This window comes from Planomicrobium okeanokoites (assembly GCF_003428875.1).
Classification (GTDB): Bacteria; Bacillota; Bacilli; order Bacillales_A; family Planococcaceae; genus Planococcus; species Planococcus okeanokoites.
This window is the reverse complement of sequence record NZ_QQRS01000001.1, coordinates 879,820-897,324: the sequence shown is the minus strand read 5'-3', so window position 1 is coordinate 897,324 and position 17,505 is coordinate 879,820. Positions and strand designations below refer to the sequence as shown.

Here is a 17,505-nt window from a genome sequence, read left to right as displayed (position 1 = left end):
TCGATGAAACAAATGGATGCCAATGAAATTATTTCGTACATACAGAATGCAAAAAAATCAACACCTGTGAAAGTTTATGTTAAGGGTGAAAACGTCGCTTCGCTGAATTATGGAGAGTCTGCGAAAGTTTTCGGTGAAGGCGGTCATGCGACTGTATTCGGTGAGTGGTCAGATATTGAAAAAGCTTTAGCAGAACACGAAGCTGCAATTGAAGACTACGTTGTAGAAAATGATCGCCGCAACTCGGCAATTCCGATGCTGGACTTGAAAAACATCAACAGCCGCATCGAACCAGGCGCATTTATCCGTGAAAATGTGGAAATCGGCAATAATTGCATCATCATGATGGGTGCAGTCATCAATATCGGATCTGTAATCGGCGATGGCACGATGATCGATATGGGCGTTATCATGGGCGGCCGTGCTACTGTCGGCAAGAATTGCCACATCGGCGCAGGCGCTGTGCTTGCAGGGGTGATCGAACCGGCTTCCGCCACTCCGGTAATTGTGGAAGACAATGTAATGATCGGCGCGAACGCAGTAGTTCTGGAAGGCGTTCGAATCGGACAAGGTGCGGTGGTTGCCGCTGGGGCAATTGTTATCGAAGACGTTCCGGAAAATTCAGTAGTTGGCGGCACGCCGGCCCGGGTATTGAAATTGATGGATGAGAAGACGCGCTCGAAAACGGAAATCAAACAAGAACTACGTCAATTATAAGGATCTGGATATGGATCTTATACAAATCAGAAGAGATTTGCATAAAATACCGGAAATCGGTTTCCGTGAATTTAAAACGCAGCAATACCTGCTCGAACAAATTCGTTCAATGCCACAAGATAGAATGGAAATTACCGAATGGCAAACAGGCATTGCAGTGAAAGTGAACGGACTGGATGCAGACAAGCTCATCGCGTGGCGAACTGATATCGATGGCTTGCCGATAGAAGAAAATACGGGGCTTGACTTCCGTTCCACACATGAAGGCTATATGCATGCCTGTGGCCATGATATCCATATGGCGAATGCAATCGGTTTGCTTAAGCGACTTATCGAAGACCCGATAAAGCAGGATGTGCTTGTGCTTTTCCAGCCAGCGGAGGAAGGGCCGGGCGGTGCTTTGCCTTTCAGGGAATGGCTGAAAAACGAGCGGCCGGATTTGTGGCCGGATGAAATCTACGCGATGCATATCGCACCTGACCTGCCTGTGGGGACGGTTTCAACAAAACCGGGAATGTTATTCGCCAATACATCTGAACTTTTTATAGATTTACATGGGAAAGGCGGCCATGCAGCATTTCCGCATTTGACGGAAGATATGGCAGTGGCGGGCGCATCACTGTTAATGCAGCTCCAGACGATTGTCAGCCGCAACATCAACCCGATGGATTCGGCGGTTTTGACGGTCGGCAAATTCACAGCCGGCACCGTCCAGAATATCATCGCTGAAAATGCCCGATTGGAAGGCACCATCAGAACGTTGAATAATACATCCATGCTGAAAATGAAAGAACGCATAGAAGCCATTTGTAAAGCGGTGGAAACGGGTTATAATTGCCATATTTCAATTGATTACGGAGCTTCTTATCGGGAAGTTGATAATAACGGGCAATTGGCTGAACATTTTCTGGAGTTTGCCTCATCGGCCGATGGCATCACAGCTGTCCGCGCAGATGCCGCGATGACCGGGGAAGATTTTGGCTATTTCACTGAGCAGATACCAGGTTTGATGTTTTGGGCGGGAGTGAATTCGGAATTCGGGCTTCATCATTCAAAAATTAATCCTGATGAAAAAATCCTTGATTTCATGCCTGGTTTCATTCGCCGTTATTTCAGTGAACAGTAGAAAGCGGACAGCATTATGCTGTCCGCTTTTTCTTTTTCCAGACTAAGGAACTATTTTACAGTTGATGCGTACTAATTAATAGAGAGAAAAGGGGGGACGGAATGAAAAAACCAATATCAATTTCATTCATGATTTTATCTGCATGGTTGCTGTTCAGCGCTTATCCGACGCTCGCATCGGCCGAAGCTGATATTACGATTGATGCGGAAGCAGGATTCGAAAATAAAGTTAAATACAACAGGGGCGTCCCGTTGCAGATAACAGCTTCCAATAACGGCACGGCGTTTTCAGGAGACCTTGTCATTGATTATTCCGAAAGCTATAACATTGGAGCAGGATTAACCGTGCCCCTGGATTTAGCGGCGGGGGAAACCAAAACATTCAGCCTGTCGCTGCCGGGTATGATGGACAACAGTTATTCCGGCGGAGTGACAAATCAAACTATCTATGTTTATGAAGGCGGCTGGGAAAAAGGAGACGCAATCGATTTTCAAGGAAGTAAGTCCTTGCGTCCCAATTATTTCATGCCGGAGATCCCATTTGTCGCAACATTGACTGAAAACGCTGACCGGTTGCGCGGTATAGGTGAATATTTACCGGTGAACGGTGCGGATGCCCAAGTATTCCATTTTAACTCGGATGGTGAAAATACTCTGCCTTCTGACCCGCTTGCCTGGGACACCTTGGATTATTTAATCATTGATGAATTTCCGTATAGTGATCTTTCCGCAGAAACGCAGCAAGCCGTTATGGTGTGGCTCGAGCAGGGAGGAGAAATCCTTGTAGGCGCTGACAGCAATTTAACGGCTGCTGCAGGCAACTTAACTGAACTGCTACCAATGCAGCTCAATTCGTCAGAAGAGGCGACCGTTTCAGGATTCGAGAATCCCATTCCGGTTTATCAGGCCGAAGTCGACGAGGATGCCCGTGTGTTGCTTGAGGATGATGGGCAGATCCTGGCAGTTAAAAAAGATGTAGGGGCAGGAGCAATTATTCAAACCGCATTTTCACTGGGTGATGAGCCAGTCGTCTCCCAGGATGGATATGAAGGGGTACTGGTGAATTTAGTTGACGCTGGCCAGAATTCAACTGCAATTCAGCAGGATCAGTCGATCAAAGAAAGAATGTCTTATGAAATCGGAATGGTTAATGAGTTATTTGAAAGTTTCGCTGTATCAAAAACGGCGATGTTCCTGATTATTCTTTTGTATATCATAATCGTTGTTCCAGTACTATATATCTTTCTTATTAAAAAAGACAAAAGGGAATATGCTTGGCTGGCAATCCCGGTGATCGCTGTTCTTGCGTCAATAGGAATTTTTGCAGCAGGCGCCAAAGACAGAATCGCAAATCCGCAAATCCAGCAAACCGGATTTTTTGAAGTGGATGGCGATGGCGGTCTGAATGGATATTACATGAGCACTTTATTATCGAACCGCAGCGGAGATTACCGATTCACCGCACCCGCCAATACGACAATGACTGCTACAACCGGTGACCAATTTTCATCGGCCAACACCCATCAAAATGCGATTTTGGAAAATGGGGCGGCCGACTCCACCTTGACGGTAAGAGATATGCGATATTGGTCGGTGGCATCAGTATTAGGGGAATCCTATATAAGCGGAAGCGGTCAGTTCGATATCCAATTGGCAATGGAAAACGGAAATCTGACTGGCACGATAAAAAATTCATTCCCTTTCTCTGTTAAAGATGCAGCGGTCTGGACAGGCACGAGACTGATCTCATTAGGTGATTTCAATCCTGATGAAGAAAAGCAGATTGCTGAAACCGTCCAGTCAGAATTACTGCAGCCCATTTCACCGATAGCCCAATATCAGATGCCGCAAAACATCTCCGGAAGCGGAGAAGAATTGATCGAAGCGAGGAAACAGAGTGCTTTGGCGATGTCATACGAGCATTTTGGCAAAGACGCTTCTACACCATATTTAATCGCTTATGCTGACACGGCAATTGCCCCCGTGAGCTTGGAAGATCAGGAGGCGAACATATCTGCGGTCCATCTGCTTGCGCAGAGTTTTGAACCGAAAATGAATTTTGATGGCGAAGTTGCAATCAGTTCTGATAATTTCCGAATTGACGTTCAGCCTCAAAACACAATGGGACATGTCGAAAAATATCCGGATAATCCTCATTTTTATGGCTTGGAACCCGGGGAATATCGGGTTTTATACAAGTTGCCGGATGCTTTAGCCGAACAGGATGCTGAATGGTCTCGTTTCGAAACGCAATCAAGTGCGACAGATGTGGAATTTTCGATTTTACGGACAGATACCGGAGAATATGAATCTTTAGCTGCAGGTGCCAATGATTTATCAGAAAACAGCGGTGATTATATTTCAGCTGATGGAAACATAGAAATACGGATCATCAAAAATGAGCTGACCGGTTACTCGGAAATCACTGTACCGAAAATTGAACTGGAAGGAGTGATCGGCCAATGATCGAAATAAAGGGATTGACTAAGAAATATGGCTCCTTCTATGCGCTGAAAGATTTGAATCTGTCAATCGAAGAAGGAACAGTGTTCGGTTTTGTAGGCGCCAATGGCGCAGGGAAATCCACAACTTTTTCAATCTTGGCGACCCTGCTGCAGCCTACTTCCGGAGAAGCTTGGATCAATGGCATCAATATTTCACTCCATCCTCATGAAGTACGGAAGCAAATCGGCTATATGCCGGATTTCTTTGGAGTTTATGATCAGCTTAAGACAGAAGAATACCTGGATTTTTATGGGGCGAGCTATGGCTTGGACGCTGCGCAAAGAGCCGTATTGATTCCGAAATTGCTTGAATTGGTCAATTTATCCAGTAAGCGCAATGATTATGTGGATTTGTTATCGAGGGGGATGAAACAGAGGCTTTGCCTTGCCAGGGCTTTGATTCATGATCCAAAGGTTTTGATACTTGATGAACCGGCATCGGGTTTGGATCCCAGAGCAAGAGTCGAAATGAGGGAGATTCTAAGAGAGTTGAAAGCGATGGGCAAAACGATCCTGATTTCTTCCCACATCCTGCCTGAACTGGCTGAGATGTGCGATACTTTGGGCGTCATCGATTCAGGTGAACTGATTGCTCACGGTTCCGTTCAAAGTATTCAGGAAAAACTGCAAAGTGAAAAAGTCATAAGCGTGAAATTGACAGGAGATTATATTGAAGCGATCCGATTTTTTGAAAATGACCCGTTGGTTTCGCAAATCACCGAAATTCAGGACAGGGGCATTCTGCAGTTCCTGTATAAAGGGACAGAACATGACCAATTGGACTTGCTGCGGAAAGCGATGTCTGCAGGTTTGCCCATACTCGCATTTTCAGAAGAAGAAACAGATCTGGAAGATGTATTCATGGAAATTACGAAGGGAGCTGAAACCCTATGAAGGAGCTCCTGGCCAATCCAGTCCTGGTAAAGGAAATTAAATTACGATTCCGGAATATAAAGAGTTTTACGGGTCTTTTCTTTTATCTACTGATTATGGGGATTTTTGTCTTTGGTTTTATAAACCTGACCAGTTCAATTTCAGGCAGCGGCTTTTTCCGTCCTGAAGAAAGTTTTATGCTGTTCAGCATGCTGAGTTATATCCAGTTGGGGCTGATACTTTTCATTACGCCGGGTCTTACCGCTGGAACAGTCAGCAGCGAACGTGAAAAACAAACTTTGAATATCCTGCTGACGACTGCACAAAGCAGCTTTCAAATCATATTCGGCAAGCTGCTGTCATCGATTGCATTTTTGCTGCTGCTTCTTGTGTCAGGGCTGCCTATCTATAGTATGGTGTTTTTATATGGAGGCGTGGCACCAAGCCAGATAGCAAGCATTTTTCTATTCTACTTTTTGACATTATTGGTCATCGGCGCTTTGGGTGTCATGTATTCAACATTGCTGCGCAGAACGATTGTCTCAATGATTTCGACTTATGGTACGATGATTTTCCTGACAGCGGTAACGGGATTTTTTCTGATTCTATCGGTTTCCCTTTCGTCAGCAACGATGGGGACTGGTGCTTCTCCGCTCAGTTATTTCTGGGCATGCATCAACCCGGGGGTGGTTCTGCTGACTTTGCTGGAACCTGGGTTCAGCGATGAAATTGCTCAAATGACGGGAATTCCGTTGCCTTTATGGGTCAGTTATTCGATTTTCTACACGCTGATTTTTGTAGGGGCGATATGGCTGTCAGTAACTAAATTGCGGGTGAATATGAATAAATACAGATAAGGAGGATGCATTATGGACAGCCAAAAAATCACTTTGTTCATCAAAAAGGCAAACCGACGACTGAAACTGCAATATCTGATAAGAATCCTGCAGATTGCTTTGTGCTTAGGTCTGGCTTCTGCGTTATTGATCATGGTCGTTTCACGGCTGTCCGTTTTTCCTTATTATGAATTTTATGCATATATTGCAGCGGCCCTCACAATGCTTACAGTGGTGCTGGCCACTATATCTAAAATTCCGCGTCGTCAGCAGGCGATCAGTGAATTGGATCAATTCACTCCGCATAACCAATTGCTGACTTTGAGCCAACTGCCTATTGGCAATCATTTGGCCGGAGACTTGGCGAAACGCACCGAAAAGGATATCCATCTAAGTTATCGGTTATTTAAAGAGAAGAAAGATGAATGGTTTTCACCTAAATGGCTTTTGGCCATTTTCAGTCTGTTGATTTTGATAGTGATTTCAGGATTATTCCCTGCTTCTGCACAACTCGAAGCAAAAGATCTTGAGCGCGAGCAGGAGTTGGTGGAAGTAATGATTGAAAAGGTCGAGAAGCAAAAAGAATTGGCTGATTCACCAGAGCTTAAGCAGGACCTTGAATCTCTGGAGAAAAAGTTAAACGAAAGTGAAACACCGGAACAAGCTTTGCGTGAATTAGTGAAAAAACAAAAAGAATTAGCTTTGAAACAGCGGGAGAAAGAGCGCGAAGGCACCAAGCAGGCCACAGAAGAAGCTGAAGAACTTGGAGATGCTTCTCAGCAATTGGCTCAGCAAGCTGGAAATACACAAACAGCTCTAAGCGAAATGGGAAAACCTGTAGCGTTTGATCTTCAGCAATCAATAGCCGCGAACAATCTTTCAGGAGAGCCGGAAGAAAGCTCCGGATCAGATGCGGATGGCGCAAATGGTGAAGCCGGAAGCGAAGATGCTGCATCAGGCGGCGAAACGGACGGGGAACAAGCTGAAGGGGCCGGAGGTGAAAATGCGGGAGATTCAAGCGAAGGAGACACTGCCGGACAACAAGGCGGTGGCAGTGAAGCAGAAGGCGAAGGTTCCAGTCAGGGCAGTGAAGGCAGTGAAAATTCTTCAGGAGATGGTGAAGAAGGATCTGGCGCAGGACAGGGTCAAGGCAGCGGTGCCGGCGAAGGATCGAATCCGGGTGCTGGAGCTGGAACTGGCCAGGGCAGCAGGGAAATGCTGAGCATCCCTTCAAGAATTGGCGGAAGTGGTGAAACAACCGTCGACAATGGGGAACTATCGGAAGGTGAAACAGGTTCCTTCGAAGAAGGAGCTGTGGATGCTGAGCGCGGAACTGTCCGTCCGTATAAGGAAGTGGTGGGATCTTACAGCTATTCCTATTTTTCAAGCGCTAATCGCATGAAACTTCCTCCGGATCTTCAAAATATAATTGAACAATATTTTTCATCGATTGACGGTGAATAATCGAAAGCAGGGATGATGATGACAGTGACAGCGGAACAATTTACGGAAATGAGCTTGAAACTTCAACAGGTCAGAAAAGAAATCGGCCGCTTTATCGTCGGCCAAGAAGAAGCGGTCGAGTTTTCGCTTTACGCGATTCTTTCCGATGGCCACGCATTGCTGGAGGGATTGCCGGGTCTGGGCAAGACGATGCTCATCCGCACAATAGCGGAAGTGCTGGACCTTTCCTTTTCAAGAATCCAGTTCACGCCGGATTTGATGCCATCTGATATTACCGGAACCAGCTTGATAGAAAGAGATGCGGCTGGCAAGCAGCAATTCACTTTCCGTGAAGGGCCGATATTCAGTCAGATGGTGCTTGCTGACGAAATTAACCGAACTACACCGAAAACACAAAGTGCGTTGCTGGAGGCGATGGGGGAAAAAACTGTCACTGTTCTTGGAGACACCAAAAGTATGGCGCGGCCGTTTTTTGTGCTGGCTACCCAGAACCCGATAGAGATGGAAGGCACATATCCGCTTCCGGAAGCACAGATGGACCGTTTCCTATGCAAAATTAAAATTCCGTCGCCGTCACGTGAAGAGCTGGCACAGATTGTGCGGCGAACCACGGGCACGGAACAAATCCTATTGAGGAAACAGATGGATGCCGAAGAGTTGATCGCCGCCCAGCAGCTTGCCAAAGAAGTTCTGATCGCTGATGACATTCTGATGGTTGCTGTGGATATTATTCAGAGTACAGATCCGCTGCAGACTGAAATCGAAGATATTATCCGTTTTGTGCAATATGGCAGCGGTCCCCGAGGGCTCCAAAGTTTAATCAGGACTGCAAAAGCACGCGCGCTGACAGAAGGACGCTACCACGTTTCGATCGGGGATTTGAAATATGTCGCAAAACCGGTTTTGAGGCACAGGCTATTGCTTAATTATGAAGGTGAAGTTGAAGGGGCGGACATTGATCTTTTGATCGAGCAGGTGCTGGACGCTGCAGGGCGAGGACGAAACCGATGAATTTCCTTCAATTGCCTGAGCACTGGGTGTCGCGTCTCGGCCGGCATTCGATTGCCACCAAATCAAAAATAAGAGGACATCATAAAGGTTCAAGCCGATCACGGCGATTCGGTTCATCAATGGATTTTTCCGATTTCAGGGAATACCATCCAGGCGATGACGTCCGCCATATTGACTGGAACGTCTATGCCAGGACAGAAAAGGTCTACATAAAGCGGTTCCTGGATGAACAGGAAATGCGGGTACATATCATGGTTGACGGTTCCAAATCGATGAAAAGCAAATGGCTGTTTGTTAAACAGCTCGCTTTTTCGCTGGGATCCATCGTGCTGTTGAACGATGACAAGCTCACTTTTTCAATTGGCCAGGGAGAGCACCCACCGCTTAGAAGGAAAGGGAAGTCCGCACAAAAATTATTCAATCACTTTATTGCCACCTTGCCTGAAGCGAATGAAAAAAGATTTGCAGAAATCGCGGATTTAAACCAATCGAAAGATTCCACAGTATTATTCATTTTATCGGATGCCCTCGAACCGCTGGAAGAGTGGCAGCGGTTTTTCAGCAGAGCCGCTAAATATTCAAAAGATATCCGTTTTCTTCATCTATCCGATGAACAGGAACGACAGCCTTTATTCCAAGGAGATTTGCGCTTGATCGATGATGAAAGTTCAGATGCTTTCAATGTGTCAATGTCAGCGCAAACGATAAATGATTACAACCGAAAAAGGGTGGAACACCTGGATGGCTTGCAGGCTTTATGCCGCAGATATGGAATTCAGTATATGCCGGTGCATATCGAAGATGGAATCCAGCACGTTTTTTCACACCAATTGCTTAAACAAAAATGGATCAGGTGAGGTGAAGGGGAATGGGAATATCAAACTGGGGAATGGTCTGGACGCTTGTAATGCCCATTGCTCTTATCGTCTACTATCTGTACCGAAAAAAATACAGAGACCAGCAAGTTTCTTCTATATTATATTGGCAGCAAGTGATGAAGGAGATGCAGGCATCGCCTTATCTGAAAAAATTGCAGCATCATGCCCTTTTTTATCTGCAGCTTGCAGCTCTTTTACTGCTTGTATTTGCTCTGCTTAATCCTTATTTCGAGTCGGACAGTCTCGAAGGAGGGGAATTCATCTTCGTCATCGATACATCTGCATCCATGCTGGCAGGTACACCCAGTCAGCTGGAATCACAAAAAGAGCTGATGAAAGAAATGGCTGAAAAGGCGGAAGGCAAACCGGTGACCATCATCAATGCGGGAACCACGCCGGAAATTCTTGCCAGTATGGAACAATCGGCAGTGCGGCTGAATAGGGTCATCAATGCAATAGAGCTCGGTTACGAGTCACCTGAACTGGAGAAAACGCTGTTATTTGCTGAAACACTTGCAAATGATGATTCAGCAGTAATCCATATCTTCACAGACTCTTTAGACAGGACCATCCTTTCCAATAAAACCGGAGCGGCTTATGTTGTTCATGCGAATAATGAAAAACCCTCCAATATCTCGATACTCCAATTCGGAGTGGCCGAAGGCGAAACAACTGACCGTGCCATTGTCCAGTTATTCAATGATAGTGCCGAAACGGTAACAGGCAGACTTGAGTTGGCCGGAGATGAGTTTAAAGAAATTGCAGATATTGAGCTGGCGCCGGGTGAAGAGCAATTAATCCCTTTTGAAAATTTACCGAAAATGGAAATTTGGCAGGCTGCACTGGATGTAAATGATGAATACATATTGGATAACGAAGCATTTGCTTATATCAATAGGCCAACAGGTACCGTTATCATCGATAATAGGCTGCACGGACTCGTCGCGAGAGGACTGGATTCGCTTGGTATTCAAGTAAATACTGCTGCAACAGATCAATTGACCAGTTTCACAGAAAGTCCTCTTGTGACAAATCAAAGCGATCTGGTTGAAGAGCCAGTACCTGTTTTATTGATTGGCAGGGATGATGAATCACCTGTGGAAGCCACGGGATCTGTCGAAACTGTCGATCATCCTTTATTTGCGTATGCGCCAATGGAAGATGTTTTCGTCTCCCAAATCTATCCGGGATTTGATGGCTTCGAAACAGTGGCGACGGTAGGCGGGGAACCGTTCATACAACTGTCGCCTGAAGGGGATATCATCGTTCTCGCGGATATACAAGCGACAGATTGGCCGTTGAGTCCGTCATTCCCTCTATTTCTTTGGAGTGCAGTCGATGAATTGTCTGGCAGTGAAAATTATATCGGCACGTTCTCGCCTAAAGAACAGCGGGCAATTGCCTTGGCTTCTCCATCGGGCGAATGGGAAATTTTTAAAGGGGACGAATATCAGTCTTCATACATCGAAGGGGAAGGCAGTTTTCAGGCACCTGGAGAACCTGGAATTTACCGTGCAGTCAGCGGTGATGAAACCAAAAATTTCATCGTACAATTAAATAATGAAGAAAAAAACCTGGCAGCTGGACAGAACTTTACAGCTGGAACACCGGTGGAATCGGAAAATATAACGCAGCTTTCACTGATTCCCGTGATTCTTTTGTTGATTTTGATGTTGATGCTGGTGGAATGGGAGGTGTACCGCCGTGGAACTTCGTTTGGATGAACCTTTCTGGCTGTTATTGCTCGCTCCTGCAGCGCTTTATTTATTATTGACAGGATGGAAGCATTATCGGAATGCCAATACACTTTTCCGAACATCGTTCATACTCAGATTGCTCAGTGTATTTTTATTGGTAACCGCTTTAGCATCACCGGTTATTCATCAGCCTATCGAAGATGAGCAGATCCTCTTTCTATGGGATCGCTCCTCATCAATGTCACAGGCTGAAAATGGAATAGAAGAACAGCTGAATCGGGCATTGGCTGGTAAAGGTATTGATCAATCTGCCGGCGTATTCACTTTCGCTGAAGATTTTCAATCATTGATGCCTTTATCATCTGATCCAGACGGGCTCCCTGCTGAAATGACGGCCAATAGAGCGGAGCATACCAATATTGCGCAGGCACTGGAACTGGCGGCAAACACCGGAGATATCGATAGGGCTACAAGACTTGTCCTGTTAAGTGATGGCAATGAAACCCGGTCATCCGCACTTGAAAGTATTGATCGCATCAATGGTGAACGGGTGACAGTCGATGTCCTTCCGATAGAACCGCCTGCAGGCAATGAAGCGGCGTTAACGGAATTCACCACACCTGCCCAGGCATTTCTTGGAGAAGAGCTGGATTTCAGCATGATAAGCGAAGCAGACCAACAGAGCGAAGGGGAACTGATCCTGTCCGCCAACGATGTGGAAATAGAACGGATACCAGTGACTTTAGAAGAAGGCAGAAATATCCTGTCACATAAATATGCGGTACAAAGTGAAGGGCTGCTGAAATTCGAAGCGGCAATTGAAATAGGTGGAGACGGATTTCTTCAGAACAATCGATTGACGAGTCTCACAGAAGTGGAAGGGCCGCCGGAAATATTGATTGTCAGCAATGAAGGCACAAGTCCGGTGACGGGTTTATTGGATGCTGAAAATTTGAATTTAGTGGAAACATCACCTGCCGGACTGCCGCAAAACTTGTCTTCGATTCTGGCTTATGACGCGATAATTTTTGACAATGTGTCCGGCACCGAGGTCGGGGAACAGACTATGGCCGTCATCGAGCAGGCAGTCAAAGAGTTCGGCATGGGCTTCATGATGGTCGGAGGCGACCGGAGTTTCGGGCTCGGCGGTTATTTCAAAACACCGATTGAAGAACTTCTGCCGGTTGAAATGGAAGTGAAAGGGAAGCATGAGCTGCCATCACTTGGCTTGGTGATCGTGATGGACCGCTCCGGCAGTATGGCCGGCCAAAAGATGGAATTAGCGAAGGAAGCCGCTGCCCGTTCAGTAGAGTTATTGAGGGAAGATGATGTGGTCGGAGTCATCGCCTTTGATGATAAACCATGGGAAATCGTTCCGACACAAAAACTGGATGACCGCCAGCAGGCGATAGATGACATTCTCACAGTAGCCCCTGGCGGCGGAACGGAAATTTATTCTTCGCTGGCTGAAGCATATGGTCAGTTGGAAGAATTGGATCTTCAGCGAAAGCATATTATTCTGTTGACGGACGGCCAATCAGCTACTCAAAATGATTATTACAGTCTGATTGATGAAGGCTCAGACAATAACATCACCCTTTCGACTGTCGCTGTCGGACAGGATGCGGACAGGGCTTTGCTTGAGTCATTGGCAGACAGCGGCAGTGGACGGTTCTACGATGTTACCGATGCGTCAACGATTCCGGCAATCCTGTCGCGTGAGACCATTATGATGTCTCGCACTTACATTGTGGATGAACCTTTTTATCCTTTGATTTATGACAGCGCATGGAGCCCTTTATTCGCTGAAGGAATTCCACAGATGAACAGCTATATAGCGACTACTGCCAAAGATACGGCCAGAGTTGCAGCGGAAAGTGAACAAGGGGATCCTATTCTGGCGGAATGGAATTATGGTCTTGGAAAAGCGCTGGCATTCACTTCCGGCAGTGGAGCATGGAGCGGCGAATTTCAAAAATGGGGCAATTGGCCGGCATTTTGGAACCGCAGCATATCCAGGATTCTGCCGTCGTTTGACGAAGCCCCATTTGCCATCACCCGTAAAGAGCAAGGAGTATACACCATAGAAGATCCGAGCCAATCCTCGGCTATTCTAAATGTTGCTGTCATCGACGAAACAGGTGAAGAAATTGAAGTTCAGACAGAGCCGGTGGCGCCAGGCGTAATCGATGTCCATATGGAAGAGGAACCAGGGCTCGTATTTTTCAGTGTTTCCAATGAAACCGGAGCGGCTTACCGGAGCGGCCTTACCATTCCTTATGGTGAGGAGTACCGCAGTGAACCGGCGGATGTGGAGCTATTATCCGCAATTGCGGAAAGAAGCGGCGGTCAGGTCCTGGAATCTTTGGATGATGCTTTCAGGGATATTCCTTATAGCAGCTCATCCATGCAATCCATTACACTGCCGCTGATTCTTTTAGCCATGCTGCTGTTTTTCGCGGATATCACAATTCGCCGGTTCGGATTGAGAATGCCGGCGCTGCCTAAAAAAGCGCCAATACAATCAGATTCCAATGCCAATGACGGCATTGAGCAGTTATTGAAAGCCAAGCAACGGAACAGCAAATAAATAATTGGCAGGAATTTATTCGGTGTGGATTGAATAATTTCCTGCAATAGCTCGAGTACTACTGTGAATGACAAATTTATTCATTAGGGTGATAAGACGATGATAGGGATATGTATTGCGACAAATTGGGAATTTGAAGCGACATTGGAATACTTTAACGTAAAAGAAAACGAACGTTTCGGCTATCCTTATGGTGAGTATTTTATGAGGACGATTAATGACGCTGAACTGGTTTTCTATAGCAGCGGGATAAGAAAAGTAAACGGTGTCGGTGGTACACAGTATATGATTTCTGAATTTAAATTAACTAAAGTGATTGTTGCCGGGACATGTGCCGGAATAGATGACCAGTTCAGCAATTTAGATATTTTCGTCCCCAATCGGGCAGTTCAATATGACTGTACAGTAAAAGAGATTGAGCCGCTTATCAAACCATCATTCATAGTCGATATCACTTTAACTGAATACGGTAATGATTTTCATACTGGAACAATTGCCACCGCCGATAAAGCAGTTGTGATGTGGAAGGATTATCTAGAGCTGAAAGAAAACGATATTACCATTGCTGATACAGAAGCGGGCGCCATTGCTTATATCTGCAGGAAAAATAATATTGAGTGCATCATCATCAAAGGGATATCCGATTTTCCGACAGATGAAAGAAACGGAGACAAAGTTGAATCGAACATGGAACAAATCAGTGTTTACCTGGAGAACACACCAAAAGTCATGCGCAAGATTTATGATGGATACCTAAAAAGATTTATCTGATGGAGTTCAAACTGATCTCGTGATGTAAAAGTTGGAAGAACAAAAGAGAATAATAAAAAGCAAAAAGACCGACTGATTGAAAGTCGGTCTTTTTATATGTTTCAGCATGTGAATAACTAAAGCAGTGTAATTGAACGGTTAACCTTTTTGAATTTCACCTTTACCTGCAGGTGCGACTGAGCGTGTTTCCTGAAGCAGCTGCTGCTTTTTGGAAGACCAGCTGGAAGCGATGAAGAAGCAGATCAGCAGGATGGCGGTTCCTACTATATAAGGATAGATCATATTGATATCGAACAGGATACCAGCTAAAGCGGGACCGATCATATTGCCGAGACTCATATAGGCATTGTTCATCCCCGCAGCGTACCCTTGCTGGTCACCGGCCAGTTTGGAGATCAGCGTATTGATCGCCGGACGGAGCAGCGAAGCAGCAGTGAAGAATACAGCTGAAACGAGCAGGATGGTCCAGAATGTATTGACGAATAGGATGCCGATCATGGCAGCTGCCGAAACGAGCAGGTTAACCAGAATTACATTCATTTCACCATAGCGTTTGAACAGGCGGTCAATTACAAATGTCTGGATGATGACGCCGACAAAACCGCCGACTGTAATGAGGATTGAAATTTCTTTTGGTGTAAAGCCGTGTTCCTTATCAACATATAATGCGATAGTCGACTGGAAATTCGATAAACCGAATGCAAAGATGAACATGACAAGCAGCATGACGAAATAAGGCATATAAACTGAACGCTTCATCTGCTGCCATAGGTTCTCCTTTTTATTCTCTGCCTGCTGGATGGTCGGTGCGACATCCGGCAATGCAATATAGGACATGATAGCCGCTAATGTAGCGACAAGTGCTGCAATATAGAATGGGAATTGCAGGCTGACTTCTGCCAGGAAACCACCGAAACCGGGCCCGATCATGAAGCCGAGTGACATGGATGCACCGAGCAGCCCCATCCCTTTGCCACGTTCTTCGTAAGTTGTTATGTCAGCGACAAAGGCCATCATCGGAGGAATCAGGAAAGCCGCTCCCAGACCGCTGAAGAATCTGGCCAGATACAGCACCCACAGTTCGGTGGCCAAACCGAAAACAAGCTGTGACATGCCAAAAACGACAAGGCCAAAAATGATTAATTTTTTTCTTCCATATTTATCGGACAATTGGCCGGAAAGGGGAGAGAATAAGAATTGCGCAAAGGCGAAAGTGGCGATTAATGTCCCTAGCACCTGGCCGGCGACTCCGAACGTATCCAGATAAGCCGGCATGATCGGAATGATCAGACCGATGCCGCTCATGGCGATGAACATATTGAACATGAGGATATATAATGCGAATTTATTTGATTTTACTGCCATAGGGCGTCCTTCTTTCATTTATTACTTCGTGTGGCTAAATGTCGTTTTATTAACTTTGTTACTATACCCCATTTCTATAGAAAATAACAGGGAATGACACCGGCAAAAAGCATTTTTGCCGGTGTCATTTGCGACGAAGCCAGCGCAGCGATGCAGGAGCAAGGGGTTGAGGATAAGTAAGAGTTAAAGAATTTTTATTCGCTTAGATAAAGTTAAAACAATCAGCAGGCAAAAAGCATTTTTGCCGGTGTCATTTGCGACGAAGCTAGCGCAGCGATGCAGGAGCAAGGGGTTGAGGATAAGTAAGAGTTAAAGAATTTTTATTCGCTTAGATAAAGTTAAAACAATCAGCAGGCAAAAAGCATTTTTGCCGGTGTCATTTGCGACGAAGCTAGCGCAGCGATGCAGGAGCAAGGGGTTGAGGATAAGTAAGAGTTAAAGAATTTTTATTCGCTTAGATAAAGTTAAAACAATCAGCAGGCAAAAAGCATTTTTGCCGGTGTCATTTGCGACGAAGCCAGCGCAGCGATGCAGTGCTGATCAAATTCAATAAAAAAATGAGCCGGGCAAAAAATCTTTTACCCGGCTCATTGTCAATCATTTTTCCATATCCATTTTAAACTCTAAAAACAATTCATTATATACACCGAGCATTTCAAGTCCAAGGTTTTCATATACTTCCAGCCGTTCACGCATCTCTTCTGTCGGATAGAAGCGTTCATCCCCTGTAACTTCAGGATCCATCAACTCCAAAGCTGCCTGATTCGGTGTGGAATAGCCGACATAATCTGCGTTTTGCGCAGCGACTTCTGCATCCAGCATGAAGTTGATGAATTCATGTGCACCGTCGACATTGTCGGCGGTTTTCGGGATGATCATGTTATCGAACCACAGATTTGATCCTTCTTCAGGAACCGAATAATCGATGTTTTCATTGATCCACATCATGTCAGCAGCCTGACCAGACCAAGTGAGCGCGACAGCGGCTTCTTCCCGACGCATCATCTCGACTATTTCATCGCCGATGATCGCTTTTACGTTCGGTCCCAAAGTTTTCAGCTTGTCAGTGGCTTCACGTAATTCGTCCATATCGGTCGAGTTCAGTGAATAGCCGAGACTGTTCAAGCCCATACCGATGACTTCACGGGCTGAATCCACCAGGATCACTTCCTGTTCAAGCGTTGGATCCCAAAGGTCGTCCCAGCTCTCGAATGTCTGTCCGTCGAGCAGGGATGGGTTGAAGGCGATGCCAACCGTTCCCCAGAAATAAGGGATGGAATATTCATTGCCTGGATCAAATGGCAGATCTAAGAAATAGGGGTCGATATTTTCGAGATTCGTTATCTTGTTCAAGTCGATCGGGTGGAGCAAATCCGATTCTTTCATCTTCTCGATTGCATATTCAGAAGGCATGGCCACGTCATAAGTGGTGCCGCCTTGTTCGATTTTGGTCATCATCGCTTCATTCGAGTCGAATGTTTCGTAAATGACGGTGATGCCGGTTTCTTCTTCAAATTGGCTTACGAGTTCAGGATCGATATATTCTCCCCAGTTATAGACGTTGATGGTACCGCCGCCTCCGGCGGAAGAAGTGTCTTCAAGCAATGAAACAATGTACATCAAAACACCGGAAATGACGATGATCGCCAGACTTGCGCGTATGAGATCTTTCAT

Annotated in this window: 13 protein-coding genes; 11 read left to right on the top strand and 2 right to left on the bottom strand. The window is 45.8% G+C overall.

Features of this window, described 5'->3' with window-relative positions; all coding sequences use genetic code 11:
• The first annotated feature begins 3 nt into the window (after positions 1 to 3).
• The 11 genes from dapD to D2910_RS04510 all read left to right on the top strand — a co-directional run bounded on the left by dapD (position 4) and on the right by D2910_RS04510 (position 14,466).
• Positions 4 to 717 carry a 2,3,4,5-tetrahydropyridine-2,6-dicarboxylate N-acetyltransferase gene (gene dapD / locus D2910_RS04560; RefSeq protein WP_084244839.1) on the top strand — a complete coding sequence of 238 codons (714 nt, stop codon included), beginning with the start codon at positions 4 to 6 and terminating at the stop codon, positions 715 to 717.
• Between the two features lie 10 nt (positions 718 to 727).
• Entirely contained in the window at positions 728 to 1,843 is a 1,116-nt protein-coding gene (locus D2910_RS04555) for an N-acetyldiaminopimelate deacetylase (RefSeq protein WP_117312518.1), read from the top strand.
• A gap of 101 nt (positions 1,844 to 1,944) precedes the next feature.
• Positions 1,945 to 4,308, top strand: coding sequence for a hypothetical protein (locus tag D2910_RS04550; protein WP_117312517.1), 2,364 nt, complete (start codon positions 1,945 to 1,947; stop codon positions 4,306 to 4,308).
• Positions 4,305 to 5,240: an ABC transporter ATP-binding protein gene (locus D2910_RS04545; protein WP_084244845.1), complete on the top strand. Its 936-nt coding sequence runs from the start codon at positions 4,305 to 4,307 to the stop codon at positions 5,238 to 5,240. Before D2910_RS04550 ends, D2910_RS04545 begins: the two co-directional genes overlap by 4 nt.
• On the top strand, positions 5,237 to 6,076 hold the full coding sequence (locus D2910_RS04540) for an ABC transporter permease (RefSeq protein WP_084244847.1): 840 nt from the start codon (positions 5,237 to 5,239) through the stop codon (positions 6,074 to 6,076). Before D2910_RS04545 ends, D2910_RS04540 begins: the two co-directional genes overlap by 4 nt.
• Before the next feature lie 12 nt (positions 6,077 to 6,088).
• Positions 6,089 to 7,519 carry a hypothetical protein gene (locus D2910_RS04535; RefSeq protein ID WP_117312516.1) on the top strand — a complete coding sequence of 477 codons (1,431 nt, stop codon included), beginning with the start codon at positions 6,089 to 6,091 and terminating at the stop codon, positions 7,517 to 7,519.
• An 18-nt stretch (positions 7,520 to 7,537) separates the two neighbouring features.
• Positions 7,538 to 8,530, top strand: a complete 993-nt coding sequence (locus D2910_RS04530) for an AAA family ATPase (protein ID WP_117312515.1) — start codon at positions 7,538 to 7,540, stop codon at positions 8,528 to 8,530.
• Complete coding sequence (locus D2910_RS04525) at positions 8,527 to 9,387, top strand: DUF58 domain-containing protein (protein ID WP_117312514.1); 861 nt, start codon at positions 8,527 to 8,529, stop codon at positions 9,385 to 9,387. Before D2910_RS04530 ends, D2910_RS04525 begins: the two co-directional genes overlap by 4 nt.
• Positions 9,388 to 9,398: 11 nt before the next feature.
• Positions 9,399 to 11,132: a vWA domain-containing protein gene (locus D2910_RS04520; RefSeq protein WP_117312513.1), complete on the top strand. Its 1,734-nt coding sequence runs from the start codon at positions 9,399 to 9,401 to the stop codon at positions 11,130 to 11,132.
• Positions 11,113 to 13,695 (top strand): VWA domain-containing protein, encoded by a 2,583-nt coding sequence (locus D2910_RS04515; protein WP_117312512.1) that lies wholly within the window; start codon positions 11,113 to 11,115, stop codon positions 13,693 to 13,695. The genes D2910_RS04520 and D2910_RS04515 overlap by 20 nt, the downstream gene beginning before the upstream one ends.
• A 99-nt stretch (positions 13,696 to 13,794) precedes the next feature.
• Complete coding sequence (locus tag D2910_RS04510) at positions 13,795 to 14,466, top strand: 5'-methylthioadenosine/S-adenosylhomocysteine nucleosidase family protein (protein WP_101801495.1); 672 nt, start codon at positions 13,795 to 13,797, stop codon at positions 14,464 to 14,466.
• Between the two features lie 138 nt (positions 14,467 to 14,604).
• On the opposite strand, the gene D2910_RS04505 is transcribed toward D2910_RS04510, so the two are convergent.
• Positions 14,605 to 15,831, bottom strand: a complete 1,227-nt coding sequence (locus tag D2910_RS04505; protein WP_117312511.1) for an MFS transporter — start codon at positions 15,829 to 15,831, stop codon at positions 14,605 to 14,607.
• A gap of 597 nt (positions 15,832 to 16,428) precedes the next feature.
• Positions 16,429 to 17,505 carry an ABC transporter substrate-binding protein gene (locus tag D2910_RS04500; protein ID WP_117312510.1) on the bottom strand — a complete coding sequence of 359 codons (1,077 nt, stop codon included), beginning with the start codon at positions 17,503 to 17,505 and terminating at the stop codon, positions 16,429 to 16,431.